The following is a 19,631-nucleotide window of genomic DNA, read 5'->3' as shown; positions in this document are numbered from 1 at the left end:
AAACAATTACCAGAATGGTAGAAGCTAAACCAGTTTATCAAAATCAAATTAAACAGAGCCTAAGCGTATAACTCAGTTAATAAATTCAAACTTCAAGTATTTCTGAAAATTATATAGGTTATTGCATACAATTAAAAGGTTTTAATCAACAAAATATCACCTCTATTGAGTTAGTAAACACATTGGAAATTTGTGAATTGATACGTTGTTGATGTATTCATTAATGAGATTTTTGTTAAAAAGAGGATCGATAGGCCTATTATCATTGGTTTTATCGATAAATTAGGATATGGGTAATGTTATTAATGGTGTTTCGCTTTCGCGAAAGCGGAATTTTTCTAAAACAATTTTTTCCTTAATGCTATGACACTAGTAGTACATACAGTAAAAATTGCGAGTAGGGACAGTCCTGTGGTCAGGTCGCCATAAAGCAATTTACCAGTAGCAAATAAAAGACTATAGATCCCTATTACACCTAGTAAGAAACCTAATGTCTTGTACTGAAAATTATGAAACTTAGATTCTGTACCAAAAATGACTGCTTTAAATTTATTTAATGTGTTAAGGTCGCTTTTTTGGGTAATGAAGGTAACGGCTAGCCATGCGATACTGGTAACAAGCACATTAATACATATCATGTGCCAGTTGAGCAATTTACCGAATAGGTGTCCTTTTATCCCTAGTAGCTCGCTAGAATTTATAAAGAAAAGTACAGCCATGGTAAAGGATACTGCCATTGCGGTGATCTCTGACCATGGATTAATGCGGTACCAGAACCATCTAAGAATAAATAATAATCCTGATCCTGCACCTATTTGAATAATAAGGTCAAAGGCAAATTTTGCCTCTTCTAGCACAAAGGAGAGCGCTGCGGCGGCTACCATCATGACTATCATGGAAAGACGCCCTGTGATTACTTTTTGTTTTTCGGTTGCTTTTTTATTGATAAAGCGGGCATAGCAATCGTTTACTACATAACTAGAACCCCAATTTAAATGGGTAGAAATGGTGCTCATAAAAGCTGCAATTAATGAGGTAACGACTAGTCCTAATAGTCCTGCTGGCAAGAAGGTAAGCATGGCTGGATAACTGAGGTCGTCTTTTATGAATGCTGGTTCTAGGTCTGGAAATGCTAAGGCTAGTGACGCTAGATTAGGATAAATAATTAGTGATGCTAGTCCTATAATGATCCATGGCCATGGGCGTAGGGCATAATGGGCTAGGTTAAAGAAAAGTACTGCCCAGGTGGCGTTTTTTTCATCCTTTGCAGCGAGCATGCGTTGCGCGATGTAGCCACCACCGCCAGGCTCTGCGCCAGGATACCAGGTGCTCCACCATTGTACCGCTATGGGAACAATAAATATACCCATTAGTAAATCGGTGTTAGAGAAATCTGGTAATAGATCTAGTTTATGCTGTACGTTAGGATGTGTGATAAGATTTGCCATTCCATTAATTTCTGGTAGGTCGAGTATGTACCACGTAGCCCATATAGAACCTACCATGGCTATTATAAACTGTACAAAATCTGTTATCAAAACACCTTTTAATCCACCTAATAAGGAATAGGCTAGGGTAATGGTAGAGGCATAGATAAGTGTAGTCCATGCATTAAAACCGAACATAACATGTCCTATCTTAATGGCAGCAAGACACACAGTAGCCATAATTATAATATTAAATACAACACCTAAGTAAAGAGCTCTAAAACCGCGTAAGAATGCAGCACTCTTACCACTGTATCGCATTTCATAGAATTCTAAGTCTGTGGTGATACCGCTGCGACGCCATAATCTAGCATAAAAGAAAACTGTAAGCATGCCGGTAAGTAAAAATGCCCACCAGACCCAGTTACCAGAAACACCATTTGAGCGTACAAGACCTGCCACAAGATTAGGCGTGTCTGCCGCAAATGTGGTTGCGACCATGGAAACTCCTAACAGCCACCATGGCATATTTCTACCAGATAAATAAAAGGAAGAACTGTCTTTAGAGCTTTTTTTAGAGACTATTAAACCTATGGCAAGTGATATCAAAAAGAATACAATGATGATGCAAATGTCGATTAATTCTAATTCCATGAATAAAAGTTATTAACGATAACGTTTGAATTTTATTAAAAAGCTAAATATAGAATAAATGACTGTTTAAAATCGTAAAACTTTAATAGATTAGCGTTGTTATTATCAAAAAAGCAATGAGTATCAAGATAAATAAAATAGGTGTTATGACTTCTGGAGGCGATTCTCCAGGAATGAATGCCGCGATAAGAGCCGTAGTTCGTACGTGTGCGTTTCATCAGATAAATTGTGTAGGCATTTACAGAGGTTATCAAGGTCTTATAGAAGGTGATTTTAAACAAATGAATGCACGTAGTGTTAATAATATTATCAATAAAGGTGGTACTATATTAAAGAGTGCTCGTTCCAAAGAGTTTAGAACTAAGGAAGGTCGTATTACCGCTTATGCCAAAGCGAAAGAAGAAGGGCTAGATGCCCTAGTAGTAATAGGTGGAGATGGTAGTTTTACAGGAGCGATGGTGTTCTCTCAACAATTTGATTTTCCTGTTATGGGAATTCCTGGAACTATTGATAACGATATTTATGGAACATCTTCTACTCTAGGGTACGACACCGCACTTAATACTGTTGTTGAGGCGATAGATAAAATACGTGATACGGCTAGTTCTCATAACCGACTTTTCTTTGTAGAGGTGATGGGTCGCGATGTAGGTCATATCGCACTTAACGCTGGTGTAGGTGCTGGTGCCGAAGAGATATTAATCCCAGAAGAAGACTTAGGTAAAGAACGTTTAATAGAAAGTCTTAAAAGATCTAGACTATCTGGAAAGTCGTCTAGTATAGTGGTCGTTGCAGAAGGTGATAAAACTGGTGAGAATGTTTTTGAACTTAAAGATTATGTAGAAGAAAACTTGCCAGAGTATGAGGTGAGAGTCTCAGTGTTAGGCCACATGCAGCGCGGTGGTTCTCCTTCTTGTTGGGATCGTGTTCTAGCTAGTAGAATGGGTGTTAAGGCAGTAGAAAGTCTACTAGAAGGTAAAACTAATTTTATGGTAGGTATAAAAGATACTAAAATGGTTCTATGTCCTATAGAGAAGGCTGTTAAGGGTGAGACAGATATAAATCTAGAGTTGTTACGTGTAAGTGATATTATGACCACTTAAAAAGGCATTTAATAACTGTAAATGTAATTAACAGATTCTAACTGTTCAAAAGGAAAAAGCCAAAAAGTAGAAATCAGTTCATACTGTTTTCTAAAATACTTTAAAAATTTTTTAAAAAATAAATAATAAAAGATGAGTAAAAAACTTAAATTAGGAATTAACGGATTCGGTCGTATAGGTCGTATCGTTTTTAGAGCTACGTTAAAGAGAGAGAATGTAGAAGTAGTAGCTATCAATGACCTTGTAGATGTTGAGCAACTTGCATACTTACTTGAATATGATTCAGTACATGGTAAATACGGTGGTACTATAGAGATAAAAGATGGTAATCTAGTTATCGATGGTGTAGAGGTACGTGTTACTAGTGAGCGCGACCCTAAGAATCTTAAATGGAATGAGGTAGATGTAGATGTTGTTGCAGACTGTACAGGTATTTTTACAGATCTAGATAGTGCGCAAGCCCACCTAGACGCTGGTGCAAAAAAAGTTGTGATATCTGCTCCATCAAAAACGGCTCCTATGTTTGTTATGGGTGTTAACGATTCAGAGCTAACTGCAGATCATAAAATCGTTTCAAATGCATCTTGTACTACTAACTGTCTTGCACCTATGGCAAAAATTCTTAATGACAACTTTGGTATCAAAGAAGCATTAATGACTACTATACATGCAGCTACAGCGACTCAACAAACCGTAGATTCACCTAGTAAGAAGAATTACCGTCTAGGACGTAGTTCTTTAAATAATATTATTCCAGCAACTACAGGAGCTGCTGTGGCAGTAACTAAGGTAATACCAGAGTTAACTGGTAAACTTACTGGTATGGCTTTCCGTGTACCTGTGGTAGACGTGTCTGTGGTAGATCTTACAGTGAAATTAGAAAAAGAAACAAGCATAGAAGAGATTAATGCGGTGTTTGAAAAAGCATCTAAAGGTGATATGCAAGGTGTTGTAGGTTATACTAACGAGGCAGTTGTCTCTCAAGACTTTGTAAGCGATGATCGTACAAGTATCTATGATGCAAGTGCTGCAATAGAACTTAATCCTACTTTCTTTAAACTAGTTAGCTGGTATGATAACGAGTTCGGTTATTCTAACAAACTAGTTGACCTAGCAGAGAAAGTCAATTCCTTATAAAATAAAACTTATTTATGATCCTCATAACTGATAGTGGTTCTACTAAATGTGACTGGATAGCCATTAATAACAATGGTGACCAATTATTTAAAGTGCGTACTCTAGGTTTAAACCCTGCCATTTTAACTGTTGAACAACTACAAGAACGTATTCTAGCCAGTGATGAACTAGTTGCTGTAAGAGAAAAGGTGGAAAGAGTTTACTTTTATGGTGCAGGTTGTGGTACTGAAAAGCCACGAGTTGCACTAGAAGGTTTACTAAAGTCCTATTTTAATAAGACCAGCGAGGTAATCGTGAGAGAAGATACAGCTGCGGCGGTATTTGCAGCGGTAGGCGATAAACCTGGTGTCGTTTGTATTCTAGGAACGGGATCTAACTGTTGTTTTTCTGACGGAAATAAAATTCATCAAAAAGTAGTGTCGCTAGGATATACTATTATGGATGAGGCTAGTGGTAACTGGTACGGTAAAGAGTTGATAAGAGACTACAGCTTTAAAAGAATGCCAGAAATTATAAGAGAACGATTTGCTGCAAATTATAATCTAGAATGTGATTTTATAAAACGCAATCTTTATAAAGAACCTAATCCTAATGCATTTCTAGCTTCTCATGCCGAGTTTATTTTTCAAAACCTGGACGAACCTTATATTAAAAAAGTATTGCGTCGAGGTTTAAGGAAATTCTCTAGAAACATGATTCTTCAATTTCATGAAGAAATTAAGCAGTATAAAGTTCACTTTGTTGGTAGTATTGCTCATTTTGCAGAACGACGTATCAAACAGGTTGCAGATGAATTTGATTATGAAGTTGGTAATATAGTACGCAGGCCTATAGAAGGTTTAGTAAAATACCATATTAACAAACTGACAGCAAAATAAGACCTTTATTTCTATTAATAATAAAATCCGTTTCATTTTAAGAAGAAACGGATTTTATTTTACTACATAACAGCAATCTAGCGATTAGAAGAATTTAATAGACTCTACTTCTAGTTTAAATTCACCTACTATAGCTTCGGCTACGAAGAAATTATATCTAAGAATATGTTTTAAAACAGAAAGATCTACCTCGCCAGGCAACATTTCACCAAACTTTACACGTCTGAAATCTGCAATGGGAAAGTGAACGGTAGTCCAATTATTAGGTACAGTATGTATCATAAAACCTATTTTTTCATGTTGCCATCCTTCATTGTATTCTATTTCAAATACATAAGGCCGTCCGTCTGTCTTAAGTTTTATCTCTATAGAAGTGTATGGACTTAAATCTTGATCTATTCTATTAGACCTAATACAACTCCACGCACTATTGTTTATATTTCTAATAATGCCTCTATAGGTAATGTAGTCATCATGTTGTTCTATAATACTGGAAGATTTACCTCCCATTACTCTATCATCAAAGGGTAACCATTGATATCTTAATTGATCTTTACCAAATGTAATTTCGGTAGGAACGAGTTTATTAACTTCGATCATTTAGGGGAATTTAAAATTAGGGTGCGCAAAATTACTCAACAACTTTACGGTAAACAAGTCTAACGTTTGTTAATCTTCAAAATTGTATGCCCTAATTGTAATTTTCCTTAATAAACTATGCTTTTTGTTCTATTATTAATATTTCATTTGTGCTTAGATCTTTAAAAAAGTAAATAGAGTAGTCCTTTTCATACACTCTATATTCCATTAAGAAAACTAATTTTTCAATTTTTCTAAAATCTACATCGTTAACAAGCCATTGTGGATAACCGCCCAATAAAACAGGTGCGGTAGTAGGATTAAAAGTTTTCTTTACCTTTTTGTAAAGTGTCCAAGGATGATTAGGTTCTATAGTTGCTATAGCTTTATGTACGTCTGGGAACCTGTGGATTACCTCTTCCCAAATAGGAAGGCTTTCATGTTCTACACGGTCTATATGTGATACTTCTTGTATTAAGGTATTAGGTAAATCTTCTGTTTTATGTACGAAATAGTCATATTTCTTTTTATCATTAAAACCTTTGGTAAGATCTATGGATAAACTTATGGCTACATTTTCAAATATATAGGTTCCCGTATATTTAAAAGCTACTTCCTTTTTATTGTGCGGGATAAGATAAATATCACCCAGAGAATTAGGGTTAACCATCATCGCGTCCTTTTCTAGTGTATATGCTTTTAAAACATGAGGTTTCAATACATCAACTATAGTTTCTATCTGTCCCGTTGTAATTTTAGTATGATTTTTTTTACTAGCCATTAAGTTTTCATAATACTTAATGGGTTTTCCTAAAATATTCTCTAAATATTTAAACATGATGACCTACTTTTTAAGGATTAAAACTAAAAAAAGCGCTGATGGTAAATCAGCGCTTTTTGAAATATTTTTAATAAAAAATTATTCGTTTTCTTCTGAAGTCTCACTCTCGTTAGCTTCTTCTGCAGCAGCTTCTTCTTCTTGTTTTTCCATTTGTCTTTGAAGAATGTTCAATTGCTTTTGTTTTTCTTTGATAACGTCTAGTTCCTTAGAAAGCTCTGCGATATTTTTCTTAGTTTGAACTAAGAATGGATTTTTATCATCCTTTGCGTTGATAAACTGCAAGTTGTTATCCAGTTGTCTTACTTCATCTTGTATCTCATCACGTCTTTTCTTCAGGTAAAAACGCTCATTTTTAAAATCATTTGCATCACCATTTTCTAGACTGGCTAGTTTATTTTGGTACTTCAACATTTCAGCATCTACAGCATTTAAGCCAGCAGCTTTTAACTTTGCATGAAGTAGTTTTTCAAACTTTTCTTGAATCATGCGTTTGTTATAAGGTACACGACCTATAGCAGCCCATTGTGACATGTGTTGCTCCACATTTGCAAGCATAGCTTTTTTATCATCTTGAGGAATCATTTCTTTTAATGCGTCGTAGACTTTGATCTTTGCGTCAAAGTTATCTAGCTCTTCTTTACTGTCCTCTTTCTTTTGAGCACTTTTCTTATCAAAGAATCCATTACAAGCTTTTTGAAAACGTTTCCAGATTTTATCACTGTCTTTTCTAGGCACATGACCTATTTGTTTCCACTCGGCCTGTACACGTTTCATAATTTCAAGTCCTTCAGTAAAATTCTCGTTATCTTGATGCTCTTCAGCGATCGCGATTAACTTCATTTTTGCATCTAGATTATCTTGTTGCTCTTTTTTAAGACCTTTATAGAAATCATTTTTTGCTTTATTAAATTCTCTAGTACCGTTTCTAAACTGGTTCCATAATTCGTTATTTACAGCTTTAGGTGCAGGACCGGTTTTAGTAAATAATTCTCTTAAAACATTAATTTCTTCTAGTCTGTCCTGCCATTCTTTGTGATTTTTTGCTCCTTGTTGTGTAATCTTCTTTATTTCTGCAACTATATTTTCTTTTACCAGCTGGTTTTGTGCGCTCATTTTATCACGCTCTTCATAATAAGCCTGTCTCTTATCATGAATTATTTTTGTAGCAGCACTGAACTTGTCCCATATAGGGTCACGCTCTTCTTTTGCAACAGGACCAGCATCTTCTTTCCACATGCGGTGCAACTCTTGTAGTTCTCTAAGAGCTTTGTGTATGTTTTCTTCTTCACCTAATTCTATAGCGCGATCTATAATTTTCTTTCTAAAATCAAGATTGCGTTCAAAATCTTTATCCCTTAACTCTTTACTTAGGTCTATGTAATCATAGAAATTTTGAGTAGCTAGTCTGTAATCTTCCCAGGTGATGTTATAAGCATCGTGTGGTATGCTACCAGTTGCTTTCCATTCATCTTGATAAGTATGGAACCTTTTAAATGTAGTCCCTATGTTTTCTTCTTGATTAATTAATTGTTTAATCCCTTCAATGATCTGACGTCGTTTTTCAAGATTATCCTCTTGTTGCTTGCGCTTATCTCTTTGAAACTGACCTTTTTGTTTTCTATATAAAGAATGTAGCTCATAGAATTGAGTAGCTAGTTCATTTTTATATTCAAATACAGGAGCAGGTTCATCTTCTACAGGCGGATTTTCTTCTTTAAACTTTGCAAGGGCTTCTTTTTTTGCATCGGTATCTGCAGTTTCAAAAGCCTTTTTGATGTCGTCAGCCTGTGTTCTAAAACTATTGATAGGATATTCCTGCATTAATTCTCTAAGCTCTGCAATAAGAGCTGGCATTTCTAGGGTAGTATAATCCTTTTCAGGAATTTCCTTTATACTATCTTCTTGTGGCTCGTTATCATCATCTTCTTTATCCACTTCTACGATAGTATCTGTCGTGTCTACTACAGTATCTTTTTCTTTTACATCAGTACTGCTTTCTGTAACAGGCTTGTCATTAGAGCCATCGCTGTCTGTTGTTTTTTCATCTTGAGCCATTTGCTCAGGTGTGGTAGATCCATCTATCACACCATTATCAAGAGAATCTGTTGCTTCCATAGGTACATTATCCATTTCTTGTTGGTTTCCGTCTGCATTGTGCAGGTTGTCATTCTTATCCATTATCAGTGTTTTAATAGTAGTGGCAAGATAAATAGATTTTCTTGAACTACAATTCTATAGTTGTTTACTTATTCCATAGTTCCCAAGCTTTTTCTGCCTGGTGAACTAACATTTCATACCCATTAGTAACTCGAGCTCCTTTTTGTTGTCCTAGTTTCATAAACATGGTAAGCGCAGGGTTGTACACTAGATCATATAGAACATGAGATTCATTCAGGTATTCATAAGGAATATCAGGTCTTAACTCTACATCTGGTATCACACCTAGTGGTGTTGTGTTTATTATAAGGCTTACCATTTCCATAACTTCTTTAGTAATAGATTTATAATCTATAGTAAATTCGTCTTTAGGGTCTCTACTCACAAATAGATATGGTACTTGTAAAGTTTCTAAAGTATAGGCTATTGCCTTAGAAGCACCACCTGTTCCCAGAATTAGCGCATTTTTTTTTATAGGTAAAAAAGGTTCTAGACTTTTGCCGAATCCATAACAGTCCGTATTATGACCAGTCCATATATTATCTTCTATGGTGATCGTATTTATGGCACCTATGGTTTTTGCCTCGTCACTTAATCCATCTACGACTTGTAGCATGTCTTGTTTATAAGGAATAGTCACATTGAGACCTCTTATAATTTCAGATTTGCCATTTGTGGTGCGAGATTCTTTGTTGTAGGTTACGCTTTCGCGAAAGCGAGACAGCATAAACTCTCTACTCATTTCAAAGTTTCTATAATGATGATCTACTAGCTTTAAATTCTCAAATTTTTGTGAGAAGTAGGCACGAGAAAAACTATAGTCCAGTCGTTCTCCTACTAGTCCAAATATGCTAGATGGGATTTGCTTTATTTCCATAACGGTCTAATATGTATACAATTAAAAAACCTATTATAGCCATTATTATGGCTGCCCAGGTGTGAGTGTCATTAATTTCTGGCCAGTAACGGCTGTAATTTTCTAGTATTTTTTTACCACTTGCATCTATGGCAATACTGCCTGTATTAGTGAGTTGATAAATTTCTTTTTTCCATGGCCATACCACGCCCAAAGAACCTGATATAAAGCCTATTATCATGGCGTTAGTCTCATTGCGGTAGTGTTTTATAGTCCAGCCTAGTAAGTGAGAAAGGCTGATAAGGCCCACTATAGATCCTAAAACAAATGAGGTAAGTATAGCGAGCATATCCATGTGTACTGTGTTATACCACCATGAAAAATCACCTTGTACGACAGCTACCATAGTGTCAAAAAAAGTGTTGATACTGTCTACTAATAATAAGACATAATTACCTAATAAAATAAGTATAAAGCTACCACTTAGACCAGGTAGAGTCATCCCTGAAATACTCACCATACCGCAAAAGAAGACAAATATAAGATTGGGATTTTCTCGTGCTGGATCGAGTAGGGAAGTGCCCACACCTATGGCTATACCTATGATAAGAATTATTACATTATTGCGTGTCCACTCTCCATAACTTCTAGATATATAATAAATAGAACCTAGAATCATCCCGAAGAAGGTAGACCATACTAGTATAGGGTAATGTTGTATTAAAAGATCAAAACCTTTACTGACGGTAAAATAGCTTATTACTTCTCCTAAAATTAAAAGAGTGAGAAAACGACCATTTATGTAATGAAAAAAAGTACTTAATCTACCAGAGATTAATAATTTAAAGGCTTTGAGATTTAGTTTTTGGAGAGAGTCAATGAACTCTTCATAAAAACCACCTACATATGCAACAACGCCACCACTTATACCAGGAACCTTATTTGCGGTTCCCATTGCTACACCTTTAAGAATAAGGAATAGCTTATCGGTAAAGCTTCTTGTGGATAGTCTCAAAATTAGTCCATTTTTTTTTCAGTCCATTTTTCTAGACCTAATATCAACAAAAAGCCAGTGATGATAAGTAAAATTACATATAATATTTGAGGATCACCATTAAATGAAAAAGGTGAGATGCTTTTTTCTAAAAATGGAACTTCTATACCATGACTATTTATACGTGTTTTAATAACCTCTTTCCAAGGCCATAATTTATTTAAAGAACCTATCATAAAACCAGTTAATAAGGCTAGGGTTAGGTTTTTATGGTTTTCAAACAACCAGGTTAGTATTCTAGAAAAAACTTTTAATCCCGTTATACAACCTATGGCAAATAGAAATAAATTAACAAAATAATCCCATGCCGCGGTCCAGTCTCCGGCAATAATAGCTTCTAGAAAACCAGATATAGAGCCTAAAACGGTTTTATAACTACCTAATAGTAATAGCAGAAAGGCACCAGAGACTCCAGGTAAAATCATCGCTATAATGGCTATAAAACCTGAAAATATAATGTACCACCAGCTATCTGGAGATCCTAAAGGCTCTGCAATAGTGATGTAATAAGAAATGCTTGTACCTATAATTACAGCTATAATAATGGCAAGATTCCATTTTGAGATTTGTTTACCTATATATAGAACACTAGCTAGTACAAGTCCAAAGAAAAATGCCCACACTAATACAGGAAAGGTGTGTAATAAGTAGGTGATAAGTTTAGAAAGACTCAATATGCTTATGGCTATTCCCGCGGTAAGACTTAGTAAAAAACTAAGATTGTATTTTACAAAGGTGTTTTTTACTCCTATTTTTAAAAGATCTTTAAACACATTAAAATCTAGGCCGTCTATAGTTTTTATTAATTCTTCATATATCCCTGTGATAAATGCTATAGTACCACCAGACACACCAGGTACAACATCTGCCGCGCCCATGAGTAGTCCTTTTAACGTGGTAGTTATGTTTTTATTTAAAGACATAATGGTTTTTTAAAATGAAATCCCAAGTGTTAAAGCTTGGGATTTAAAATAGTTAAATAAGAAAGAACGGTTTATCTATGGATAGTTTGTGTTCTATCTGGACCTACACTTACTACTTTGATAGGAATTTCTAATTCTTTTTCTAAGAAGTCTATGTAGTCGTTTAATTCTTTAGGAAACTGAGAAGGTTCTCTCATTTTAGTAAGATCTTCTTTCCAGCATTCAAACTCAGAATAAATAGGTTTTACATTTTCTGGTTCTATGTTATAAGGTAAGTGATTGATTACTTCTCCTTTATATTCATAAGACGTACAGATTTTAAGTTTATCAAAACCAGAAAGTACATCACCCTTCATCATCATTAATTGAGTGACTCCATTTACTTGACAAGTGTACTTAAGAGCTACAAGGTCTAACCATCCACATCTACGTGCACGGCCAGTTACTGCACCGAATTCATGACCCACCTTTGCCATTTCTGCACCTACTTCATCAAAAAGCTCTGTAGGGAATGGTCCACTACCTACACGAGTTGTGTATGCTTTAAAGATTCCATAAACTTCACCTATTTGATTAGGCGCAACACCTAGACCAGTACAAGCTCCGGCCGCAGTAGTGTTAGAAGACGTCACAAATGGATAAGTCCCGAAATCTATGTCTAATAAAGAACCTTGCGCACCTTCGGCAAGAATAGTTTTACCATTTTTTTGTGCTTTTTGTAAATATTCTTCAGAATCTATGAAGGTAAGTTCTTTGAGCAATTCTACTGCTTTAAAGAATTCTTCTTCCATCTCTACAAGATTGTATTGAATATCTACATTGTGAAAAGAAATAAGTTCTTCATGCTTGTTTGCAAGAGCTCTATATTTTTCTTTCCAGCTGTCTAGTTCTAGATCACCTATTCTAATACCATTGCGACCAGTCTTATCCATGTAAGTAGGACCTATTCCTTTAAGAGTAGAACCTATTTTTGCCTTTCCTTTAGACGCCTCAGATGCTGCATCTAGTAAACGGTGTGTAGGCAAAATGATGTGAGCTTTTCTAGAAATAATCAATTTACTCTTGATATCTAGATCAAATTGTTTTAGTCCATCTAGTTCTTGTATAAAAACTACAGGGTCTATAACCACACCATTTCCTATCACATTAGTAGATTTCTCATGAAAAATACCTGAAGGAATAGTTCTTAATACATGTTTAATACCGTCAAATTCTAGTGTGTGCCCAGCATTTGGGCCACCTTGGAATCTCGCAATGATGTCATAATTTGAAGTTAGAACATCTACAATTTTACCTTTTCCCTCGTCGCCCCATTGAAGACCGAGCAATAAATCTACTGCCATTTTTACTGTTTTTCAGTTGTGTTTTTAACGCCGTAAAAGTATAAAGAATGATTGTTAATCTCTACATTAAATACCTCTTCAATTGTCTTTTTTATCGACTCTATTCTTGGATCGCAAAATTCGATCACTTCACTGGTATCTGTAAGAATTAAATGATCATGTTGTCTGTCAAAATATGACTTCTCATAGTGTGACTGATTTTGACCAAATTGATGCCTTCTTACCAGTTTGCTTTCTAATAATAATTCTATGGTGTTGTAAAGAGTAGCGCGGCTTACACGGTAATTTTGTTCCTTCATTTTAACGTATAATGACTCTACATCAAAATGCTCCTCACTGGCATAAATCTCGTCTAGAATTGCGTAGCGTTCTGGCGTTTTGCGATGTTTATTTTTACTTAAAAATTTAGTAAAAACATTCCTTACTATTTTCTGTTCTTTTTCTAAGTTGTTAATAATTTCACTCATATTTTAGGATCTAGATACCTTATCGATACCATTTATTTTATTTAGGTTTTGTATAAGAGAGGCGAGTAAATTTTTATTAGGAACAGCTACGGTTATTTCTCCCGTAAATATTCCATGATTACTATTAAAAGAGATGTTTTTAATATTTACATGCATACTCTCTGATATGAGTTTAGTGATCTCTTGTACCAGTCCCATTCTATCTATACCTGTTAATTTCAATTCTGCTTTATACTCTCGTTGAGTAGAATCTATCCATTTTGCACTGATAATTCTGTAAGCAAATTTACTCTGTAAACTTATGGCATTAGGACAGTTATTCTTATGTACTTTAATCCCTTCACTAACCGTGGTAAAACCAAAAACAGAATCACCAGCAATAGGGTTACAACATTTTGATAATATATAATCTAGTGTAGCACCTTCTTTTCCAAATACGAGAGCATCAAAATTCTCTGTTATTTCTTTTATATTAAGGTCAGGATTTTCCTTTGGTTTTCTAATTTTATTTTTAAGAAAAGAGTAAAGAGCATTACTGCGGCTGCTCGCATATTCTTTAATAGCTTTATTATCTATAGTTCCATTTCCTACTCTATAAAATAGATCGTGACTTGTTTTTAACTTAAAGAATGTGACCATCTGGTTCACGCTAGTTTCATCTAGGTTGATTTTTTGAGATTTTAATTTTCTTATTAAAATCTCTTTACCATCTGCAGCAATAAGCTTTTGATCTTCTTTAAGGGCACCTTTTATTTTTGCTCTAGCTCTTGCTGTTGTAGCATAGTCTAGCCAGTTCTTTGTAGGTTTTTGATTATCGGACGTTATGATATCTACTTGATCACCACTCTTTAAGACATGTGATAATGGTACTAATTTTCCATTAACACGTGCACCACGAGTGTGCAGGCCTACTTCTGTGTGTATAGAAAAAGCAAAGTCCAGAGGCGTAGAGTTCTTAGGTAGTGATTTTAATTCCCCTTTTGGTGTAAAAACAAATATCTCTTTACTGTAAAGATTCAATTTAAATTGTTCTACAAAGTCTACTGCATTACCATCCTGATTTTCTAGAGCTTCTTGTAGTCTATTTAACCACTCTTCTAGACCGTCTTCTTTATTACCTTGTTTATATTTATAATGGGCAGCATAGCCTTTTTCGGCTATTTCATGCATGCGATCAGATCTTATTTGTACTTCTACCCATTTACCATCAGGTCCCATTACGGTGATGTGTAGAGCCTCATAACCAGTAGATTTAGGAGAGCTTATCCAGTCTCTTAATCGTACCGGATTAGGTGTAAAGTGGTCTGTAACAATAGAGTATATTTTCCATGCGAGAAACTTCTCATTTAAACGATCACTTCTAAAGATGATGCGTACAGCAAACTTATCATACACCTCGTCAAAGGTGACCCCTTGTTTTAACATTTTACGACGTATAGAAAAAACAGATTTAGGTCTACCAGAAATACGGTATTCTAAACCTTCTCTTTTTAAACTGTCATCAATAACATGGCTAAAATCTTGTATATAAGCTTTTTGCTCTTCTTTACTCTCTACTATCGATTTTTGAATATCACTGAAAACCTCTGGTTCTGTGTATTTTAAACCTAGATCTTCTAATTCTGTTTTAATGTTGTATAAACCCAGTCTGTGGGCAATAGGAGCGTAAATATATAAAGTCTCACTAGCTATTTTAACCTGCTTATAATCAGGCATACTATCCATAGTCTGCATGTTGTGCAGCCTGTCAGCTATCTTAATAATAATAACACGTATGTCATCATTAAGAGTAAGTAACATTTTACGGAAGTTTTCTGCCTGTTGCGATATATCTGCATCTTTTTTAAGGTGCGTTATTTTAGTAAGTCCATCTACTATGCGCGCTATGGTCTCGCCAAAAAGTTGTTCAATATCAGATAAGGTGTACTTTGTATCTTCTACCACGTCATGTAGCAATGCTGCAGCAATAGCTGTGGCATCTAGACCTATTTGTTTTGCAACTATTTTTGCAACCGCGATAGGATGAAAGATATAGGCCTCTCCAGATTTACGACGCTGGGGTGCATGTGCTTCTACGGCGATATCAAATGCCTTTCTAATGAGCTTTTTATCTTCGTCGGTGAGCATTTGATAACTTATCTTCAGTAGGTCTTTGTAACCCTTAGCTATCTGCTTGTTTTCTTGTTTGATCTCGGCATCGGTCATATTATAGTAAAGTTAAGCTACTTTGTGGATATGAGCAATTATTTTATGCTTTCTAGATAGGTATTTTTATTCTACTGTGGCCCAAGCAACACCGACATACTATTTGCCTTATTTATAAATCGCTCTCATCACACTTAAATTACCATTCATTTGTTTTATCTGTTGATTTATGTGGTACACTCTAGACCGATAGAGTTAGAATTTGTTTTATTATTTGATAACAATTTGAGAAGGCTGCTTTTTTGTGTTCCGCTTTCGCGAAAGCGGAATAAACATCCATCTAACTAGATTCTTTTTTAGTATTTATATAATGAAAAGCATAAGAAGCTATAAAACCAATCAGAGCAAAAATGGAAAGCATTAAAAATACTTTTTGGAAACCTAGCTCTCCAGGATATTGATCTATAAAATATCCCATTACTGGTCCCATAAATATATCTGGTGTAAAACCCACTATAGATATTAGGCCTACCGCAGTACCTGTTACAGCCATAGGTATCTTGCCTTCTTGTATAGCAGAGAAATATAGGGTTCTAAACGCATATACACCTATTGAAACTGTAATAATGGTAAAACCGAACAGTAGCGTTGTGTGAGGTTCTATAAGACCAGAGGCAAATAATAAAGAACCTAAAATGGCTATGAAAAAACTTATAATCATTAAGAGAGAAGAGCGAGTTTTATCTGCTAGTACACCTATTATAATACCTATTAGTACACGTATGCCTAAGAGATTACTACCTATTGCAGCAGACTCTGTCTCACTATATTCCATGACCTCGTTTGCATATTGTGAGTATATGTCGGTAATTTTATAACCTGTGTAAGCACACAATATAATGATCATTAATAACCATACCGATGGGATTTTTAAAACGGTTATATAATTTTTAAAAACTTGTCTCTTAAATATCTTAGGAGCTTGTACTGTACCACTATAATTATCTTTTAAAATTATTATTAATAATATAGCTATTAACGCGACGATTATAGAGGTTATAATAACTACATATTGATATGCATTTTTACGTTCTAATAGACTTGCGGTTTCTGTTGCATCTATAGAAATGAAAGAGAATACAAGAACTCCTAACCAGCCGAATGCAAAGGAAACTAAACCACGACCGCCATCTAGTAGTCCAAAGGTTATACCCTGTCTAGATGTGCCACCTAATGCTCTCGTTGCTTTAATCATAGCTGCCCAAAATAAAAATATAGTGGTGAATCCCCAATATCCATAAAGTATACTTAGTCCTAAATAGGAGGGATAAGTAGACATATAGATACCGCCTAGTGAGGTAAGCAGCAAAGAAATAGCCATGAGATAACGTGGCTGGTAATTATCTGCAAGGCTACCGCCTATGAGATAAGAAACAAATGCTACTATACCGTAAATCGAGAAACAGGCTCCTAGTTCTAGGTTAGTGAGTTCAAAAACGTCTAAGACCGTAGGCCTAAAAATACGTGCTAGTACAAAAGGAAGTATAAAGTTTGCTTCTCCTGCTATAATGAGGAGAATGAGGTATATTAATTTTTGTGCTTTAGTTAAAATAGAAGTTCCATTTGCGGTAAATGTAATAAATAGTTGTCACAGAAGTATAGCGCATAAAAAAGAGGCTACTTAGAAAAAGTAGCCTCTTTTAAATGGATGCTGTGCTCTTATAAAGTAAAGGTCTTATAAAATGATTTCCCTGCAGATTTCATTATGATAAAGTATTCACCCTTTTTGTCTGGAGATAATTGAAATACACGTTTAAGATAAGAGGAGTTAGAAAGAACTTCTTGATGTACTAATTTATTATTATAGTAAATTAGTACATCAAGAACATCTTCATTAGAACTTAATTGAGAAACAAATAATTGATTATATCTTCTAGTTGCTACAGGCTTGTAAAATGTCATTTCTGTAGACAGGTTTACAATTCCGTTTTTTACATTAAAAGATCGAGTTAATACCTCGCTATCTTTATTTAATTCAATAGTATAACTACCATTTTCTAGAGTAGTTAAGTCAAATTGTTTTGTATAGTTACCAGTAGATTTTATAGTCTCGTTATATAAAGTAACGTCTTCTATATCTTTAATAGTTAATTGATGACCTTTCTTTACATTATTAAATTGTACTACAGTAACATTTTTAGGTGGTACGATGGAGGTTATGTCTGTTGCATAGCCTGTTAACGTGGTTAACATAAGTGCTATAAATAATAAGTTTTTCATTGCTTTCATCGTGTTATTTTTTAATGACTATTTACATGACAAATGTAGAATACTATGCAAGCATAGAAAACAACATATTTGCCCTAATTATATACTATATTAACTTTAAGGAAACAACTATAACGTTATAGTGTGAATATAACATAATTGTAGAATTTAAAAACGATATTTGCAGTGGTATTATTAATCGTTTTGATCTAGATTTTACATGTTATATAAGAAAGCAACCTTAAAAAAAATACAACCAGAATTCGGTGGTTCTGTGTTTGTACAAAAGAGTACTACAGAGAGAGGTGAGAACAAGCCTTTCTGGCATTTTCATCCAGAAATAGAGCTGCTTTATGTAAACGAAGGAAAAGGAAAACGACATATAGGAAATCACATGTCTTATTATAATGACAGCCAGTTGTTACTTATCGGTTCTAGGCTGCCACACATAGGTTATACAGACCGACCTAATCATGGATCTGAATTACTAGTGCAATTTCTTCCTGATTTTCTTGGAGAAGGTTTTCTCAACGTGCCAGAAATGAGGCCCATTAAACAATTATTTGAACGTGCAAAGAATGGAATACTATTTAAAAAGGCAACAATAGAACGATTAGGATCTCAGATACACGATTTAAACGAGGTTCATGGTTTTGAAAGAACGATTCTATTATTAAAAATCTTACATGATCTCGCTACTACTGATGATTATGAAATATTAAATGCTGAAACCTTTACTTTTGAAACAGTACTGCAAGACAATTCTAAGACAGAAGTCATATACAAATACATCAACCAGAATTATAAAGAACAAATACCACTGGAAGAGATAGCAAGCAAGGTGAGCATGACGGTTCCTGCTTTTTGTAGGTATTTTAAAAAGACATCTGGTAAGACCTTTACTAAAATTGTAAATGAATATAGAGTGGTGCACGCTACAAAGTTATTATCTGAATCTCAAATGAGTATAACAGATATTTGTTTTGAATGTGGTTTTAACAACTTCTCGCACTTCAATAAAATATTTAAAGAGATAACTGGTAAGAGCGCTAGTAAATATCGTAAAGAATTAAAGCAGATTTTAAATTTATAAAAAAGCATGCTCTGTCTATAGACTGAGTATGCTAATAATGGTTTACGTTTTAATTTAATTATGAGGAGCTTTCTACAGCTATACTTATTTCTACAACATAAAATGTGTTTTCTAGAGTATCATAAACTCTTACATAGTAGATTTCTGTTTCTATAGTATTCATAAATGGAACAGTACTATCTATTGGGTTGGTTTCCATATCAGCATCTGCCTCAGAACTGTAGTAGGTAATATCTATTAAGTTATTGTCTTCTTGTAAAATTTCATAGATGCAGTTATCGTATTCACTCAAAGTCAATTCTGTAAAACCTGGTGTAGCAACATCTTCACACGCTTTAAAATTAAAGTCATAACAATAATCGTTAGGTACGTTACAGTATTTGTTTAAAATCAGTTCATCCAGTCCGTCTGTAAGCCTCATTGAATTTGAATCCAGAATTTCAGCTTTCCAGTTGCGGTTAAATTGTGTTTCTGTATCCACATGGGCATTTAAGCTTATGTTTACGTGTAATTGACTTTCTATCATGATAGATGTCCATGAGCCTGTATCGGTGTCAGAATAGTAACTAAAGTTCATCACTCCATCATCTACAAAGAATGAGCCTCCTAGGTAGTCGTTAGAAGAGATTTTATACCAATTTAGTTTTTAAATGCCGTATAAAAAGCTTTTAGATAATGATGATTTCCTGTGATTGATTTTATAGTT

At 34.6% G+C, this 19,631-nt stretch carries 17 protein-coding genes; 4 read left to right on the top strand and 13 right to left on the bottom strand.

What is annotated here, in order from left to right; genetic code table 11:
• Positions 1-338 precede the first annotated feature (338 nt).
• Positions 339-2,081: a sodium:solute symporter family protein gene (locus Q0838_RS13230; protein ID WP_298956071.1), complete on the bottom strand. Its 1,743-nt coding sequence runs from the start codon at positions 2,079-2,081 to the stop codon at positions 339-341.
• Between the two features lie 116 nt (positions 2,082-2,197).
• Between Q0838_RS13230 and pfkA the strand changes: the two genes are divergently transcribed.
• The 3 genes from pfkA to Q0838_RS13215 all read left to right on the top strand — a co-directional run bounded on the left by pfkA (position 2,198) and on the right by Q0838_RS13215 (position 5,199).
• Positions 2,198-3,184: a 6-phosphofructokinase gene (pfkA, locus tag Q0838_RS13225; protein ID WP_298956069.1), complete on the top strand. Its 987-nt coding sequence runs from the start codon at positions 2,198-2,200 to the stop codon at positions 3,182-3,184.
• 132 nt (positions 3,185-3,316) lie between these two features.
• Positions 3,317-4,321 carry a type I glyceraldehyde-3-phosphate dehydrogenase gene (gene gap, locus Q0838_RS13220; protein ID WP_298956066.1) on the top strand — a complete coding sequence of 335 codons (1,005 nt, stop codon included), beginning with the start codon at positions 3,317-3,319 and terminating at the stop codon, positions 4,319-4,321.
• A 14-nt stretch (positions 4,322-4,335) separates the two neighbouring features.
• Positions 4,336-5,199 (top strand): N-acetylglucosamine kinase, encoded by an 864-nt coding sequence (locus Q0838_RS13215; protein ID WP_298956063.1) that lies wholly within the window; start codon positions 4,336-4,338, stop codon positions 5,197-5,199.
• Positions 5,200-5,283: 84 nt separating this feature from the next.
• On the opposite strand, the gene Q0838_RS13210 is transcribed toward Q0838_RS13215, so the two are convergent.
• From Q0838_RS13210 to Q0838_RS13160, 11 genes are all read right to left on the bottom strand, one after another.
• The gene (locus Q0838_RS13210; RefSeq protein ID WP_298956061.1) at positions 5,284-5,799 is read right to left on the bottom strand and encodes a CIA30 family protein; all 516 of its coding nucleotides are present in this window, start codon (positions 5,797-5,799) and stop codon (positions 5,284-5,286) included.
• A gap of 115 nt (positions 5,800-5,914) precedes the next feature.
• A complete protein-coding gene (locus Q0838_RS13205; protein WP_298956058.1) occupies positions 5,915-6,616 on the bottom strand; it encodes a hypothetical protein in 702 nt (233 codons plus the stop codon).
• 81 nt (positions 6,617-6,697) lie between these two features.
• Positions 6,698-8,797, bottom strand: coding sequence for a DUF349 domain-containing protein (locus Q0838_RS13200; RefSeq protein WP_298956055.1), 2,100 nt, complete (start codon positions 8,795-8,797; stop codon positions 6,698-6,700).
• 64 nt (positions 8,798-8,861) lie between these two features.
• Positions 8,862-9,653, bottom strand: coding sequence for a shikimate dehydrogenase (locus tag Q0838_RS13195; protein ID WP_298956053.1), 792 nt, complete (start codon positions 9,651-9,653; stop codon positions 8,862-8,864).
• Positions 9,628-10,647 (bottom strand): DUF368 domain-containing protein, encoded by a 1,020-nt coding sequence (locus Q0838_RS13190; RefSeq protein ID WP_298956051.1) that lies wholly within the window; start codon positions 10,645-10,647, stop codon positions 9,628-9,630. The genes Q0838_RS13195 and Q0838_RS13190 overlap by 26 nt, the downstream gene beginning before the upstream one ends.
• 2 nt (positions 10,648-10,649) lie before the next feature.
• On the bottom strand, positions 10,650-11,609 hold the full coding sequence (locus Q0838_RS13185) for a DUF368 domain-containing protein (protein ID WP_298956050.1): 960 nt from the start codon (positions 11,607-11,609) through the stop codon (positions 10,650-10,652).
• Positions 11,610-11,680: 71 nt separating this feature from the next.
• On the bottom strand, positions 11,681-12,952 hold the full coding sequence (locus Q0838_RS13180; protein WP_298956048.1) for an adenylosuccinate synthase: 1,272 nt from the start codon (positions 12,950-12,952) through the stop codon (positions 11,681-11,683).
• A 2-nt stretch (positions 12,953-12,954) separates the two neighbouring features.
• On the bottom strand, positions 12,955-13,419 hold the full coding sequence (locus Q0838_RS13175) for a Fur family transcriptional regulator (protein WP_298956045.1): 465 nt from the start codon (positions 13,417-13,419) through the stop codon (positions 12,955-12,957).
• A 3-nt stretch (positions 13,420-13,422) separates the two neighbouring features.
• On the bottom strand, positions 13,423-15,624 hold the full coding sequence (locus tag Q0838_RS13170) for a RelA/SpoT family protein (protein WP_298956041.1): 2,202 nt from the start codon (positions 15,622-15,624) through the stop codon (positions 13,423-13,425).
• Between the two features lie 280 nt (positions 15,625-15,904).
• A complete protein-coding gene (locus Q0838_RS13165; protein ID WP_366942054.1) occupies positions 15,905-17,086 on the bottom strand; it encodes an MFS transporter in 1,182 nt (393 codons plus the stop codon).
• 197 nt (positions 17,087-17,283) lie between these two features.
• Positions 17,284-17,844, bottom strand: a complete 561-nt coding sequence (locus Q0838_RS13160; protein WP_298956038.1) for a DUF3244 domain-containing protein — start codon at positions 17,842-17,844, stop codon at positions 17,284-17,286.
• A 208-nt stretch (positions 17,845-18,052) separates the two neighbouring features.
• On the opposite strand from Q0838_RS13160, the gene Q0838_RS13155 reads away from it, so the two are divergent.
• Positions 18,053-18,925: an AraC family transcriptional regulator gene (locus tag Q0838_RS13155; RefSeq protein WP_298956035.1), complete on the top strand. Its 873-nt coding sequence runs from the start codon at positions 18,053-18,055 to the stop codon at positions 18,923-18,925.
• Between the two features lie 58 nt (positions 18,926-18,983).
• Here the strand turns inward: Q0838_RS13155 and Q0838_RS13150 are convergent, their stop codons facing one another.
• On the bottom strand, positions 18,984-19,502 hold the full coding sequence (locus Q0838_RS13150) for a hypothetical protein (protein WP_298956032.1): 519 nt from the start codon (positions 19,500-19,502) through the stop codon (positions 18,984-18,986).
• Positions 19,503-19,631: the final 129 nt, after the last annotated feature.

Origin of the sequence: uncultured Nonlabens sp., from assembly GCF_947495285.1 — a bacterium.
Classification (GTDB): domain Bacteria; phylum Bacteroidota; class Bacteroidia; order Flavobacteriales; family Flavobacteriaceae; genus Nonlabens.
The sequence above is the reverse complement of the archived record's forward strand: the minus strand, read 5'-3'. Positions and strand labels throughout refer to the sequence as shown.

Excerpts from the sequence above, each read along its gene's own strand:
- Q0838_RS13175 (WP_298956045.1), bottom strand. The coding sequence starts at position 13,419 with ATGAGTGAAATTATTAACAACTTAGAAAAAGAACAGAAAATAGTAAGG.
- Q0838_RS13215 (WP_298956063.1), top strand. The coding sequence starts at position 4,336 with ATGATCCTCATAACTGATAGTGGTTCTACTAAATGTGACTGGATAGCC.
- Q0838_RS13150 (WP_298956032.1), bottom strand. The coding sequence starts at position 19,502 with ATGAACTTTAGTTACTATTCTGACACCGATACAGGCTCATGGACATCT.
- Q0838_RS13170 (WP_298956041.1), bottom strand. The coding sequence starts at position 15,624 with ATGACCGATGCCGAGATCAAACAAGAAAACAAGCAGATAGCTAAGGGT.
- gap (WP_298956066.1), top strand. The coding sequence starts at position 3,317 with ATGAGTAAAAAACTTAAATTAGGAATTAACGGATTCGGTCGTATAGGT.
- Q0838_RS13155 (WP_298956035.1), top strand. The coding sequence starts at position 18,053 with ATGTTATATAAGAAAGCAACCTTAAAAAAAATACAACCAGAATTCGGT.
- Q0838_RS13210 (WP_298956061.1), bottom strand. The coding sequence starts at position 5,799 with ATGATCGAAGTTAATAAACTCGTTCCTACCGAAATTACATTTGGTAAA.
- Q0838_RS13185 (WP_298956050.1), bottom strand. The coding sequence starts at position 11,609 with ATGTCTTTAAATAAAAACATAACTACCACGTTAAAAGGACTACTCATG.
- Q0838_RS13160 (WP_298956038.1), bottom strand. The coding sequence starts at position 17,844 with ATGAAAAACTTATTATTTATAGCACTTATGTTAACCACGTTAACAGGC.
- pfkA (WP_298956069.1), top strand. The coding sequence starts at position 2,198 with ATGAGTATCAAGATAAATAAAATAGGTGTTATGACTTCTGGAGGCGAT.
- Q0838_RS13180 (WP_298956048.1), bottom strand. The coding sequence starts at position 12,952 with ATGGCAGTAGATTTATTGCTCGGTCTTCAATGGGGCGACGAGGGAAAA.
- Q0838_RS13195 (WP_298956053.1), bottom strand. The coding sequence starts at position 9,653 with ATGGAAATAAAGCAAATCCCATCTAGCATATTTGGACTAGTAGGAGAA.
- Q0838_RS13200 (WP_298956055.1), bottom strand. The coding sequence starts at position 8,797 with ATGGATAAGAATGACAACCTGCACAATGCAGACGGAAACCAACAAGAA.
- Q0838_RS13205 (WP_298956058.1), bottom strand. The coding sequence starts at position 6,616 with ATGTTTAAATATTTAGAGAATATTTTAGGAAAACCCATTAAGTATTAT.
- Q0838_RS13230 (WP_298956071.1), bottom strand. The coding sequence starts at position 2,081 with ATGGAATTAGAATTAATCGACATTTGCATCATCATTGTATTCTTTTTG.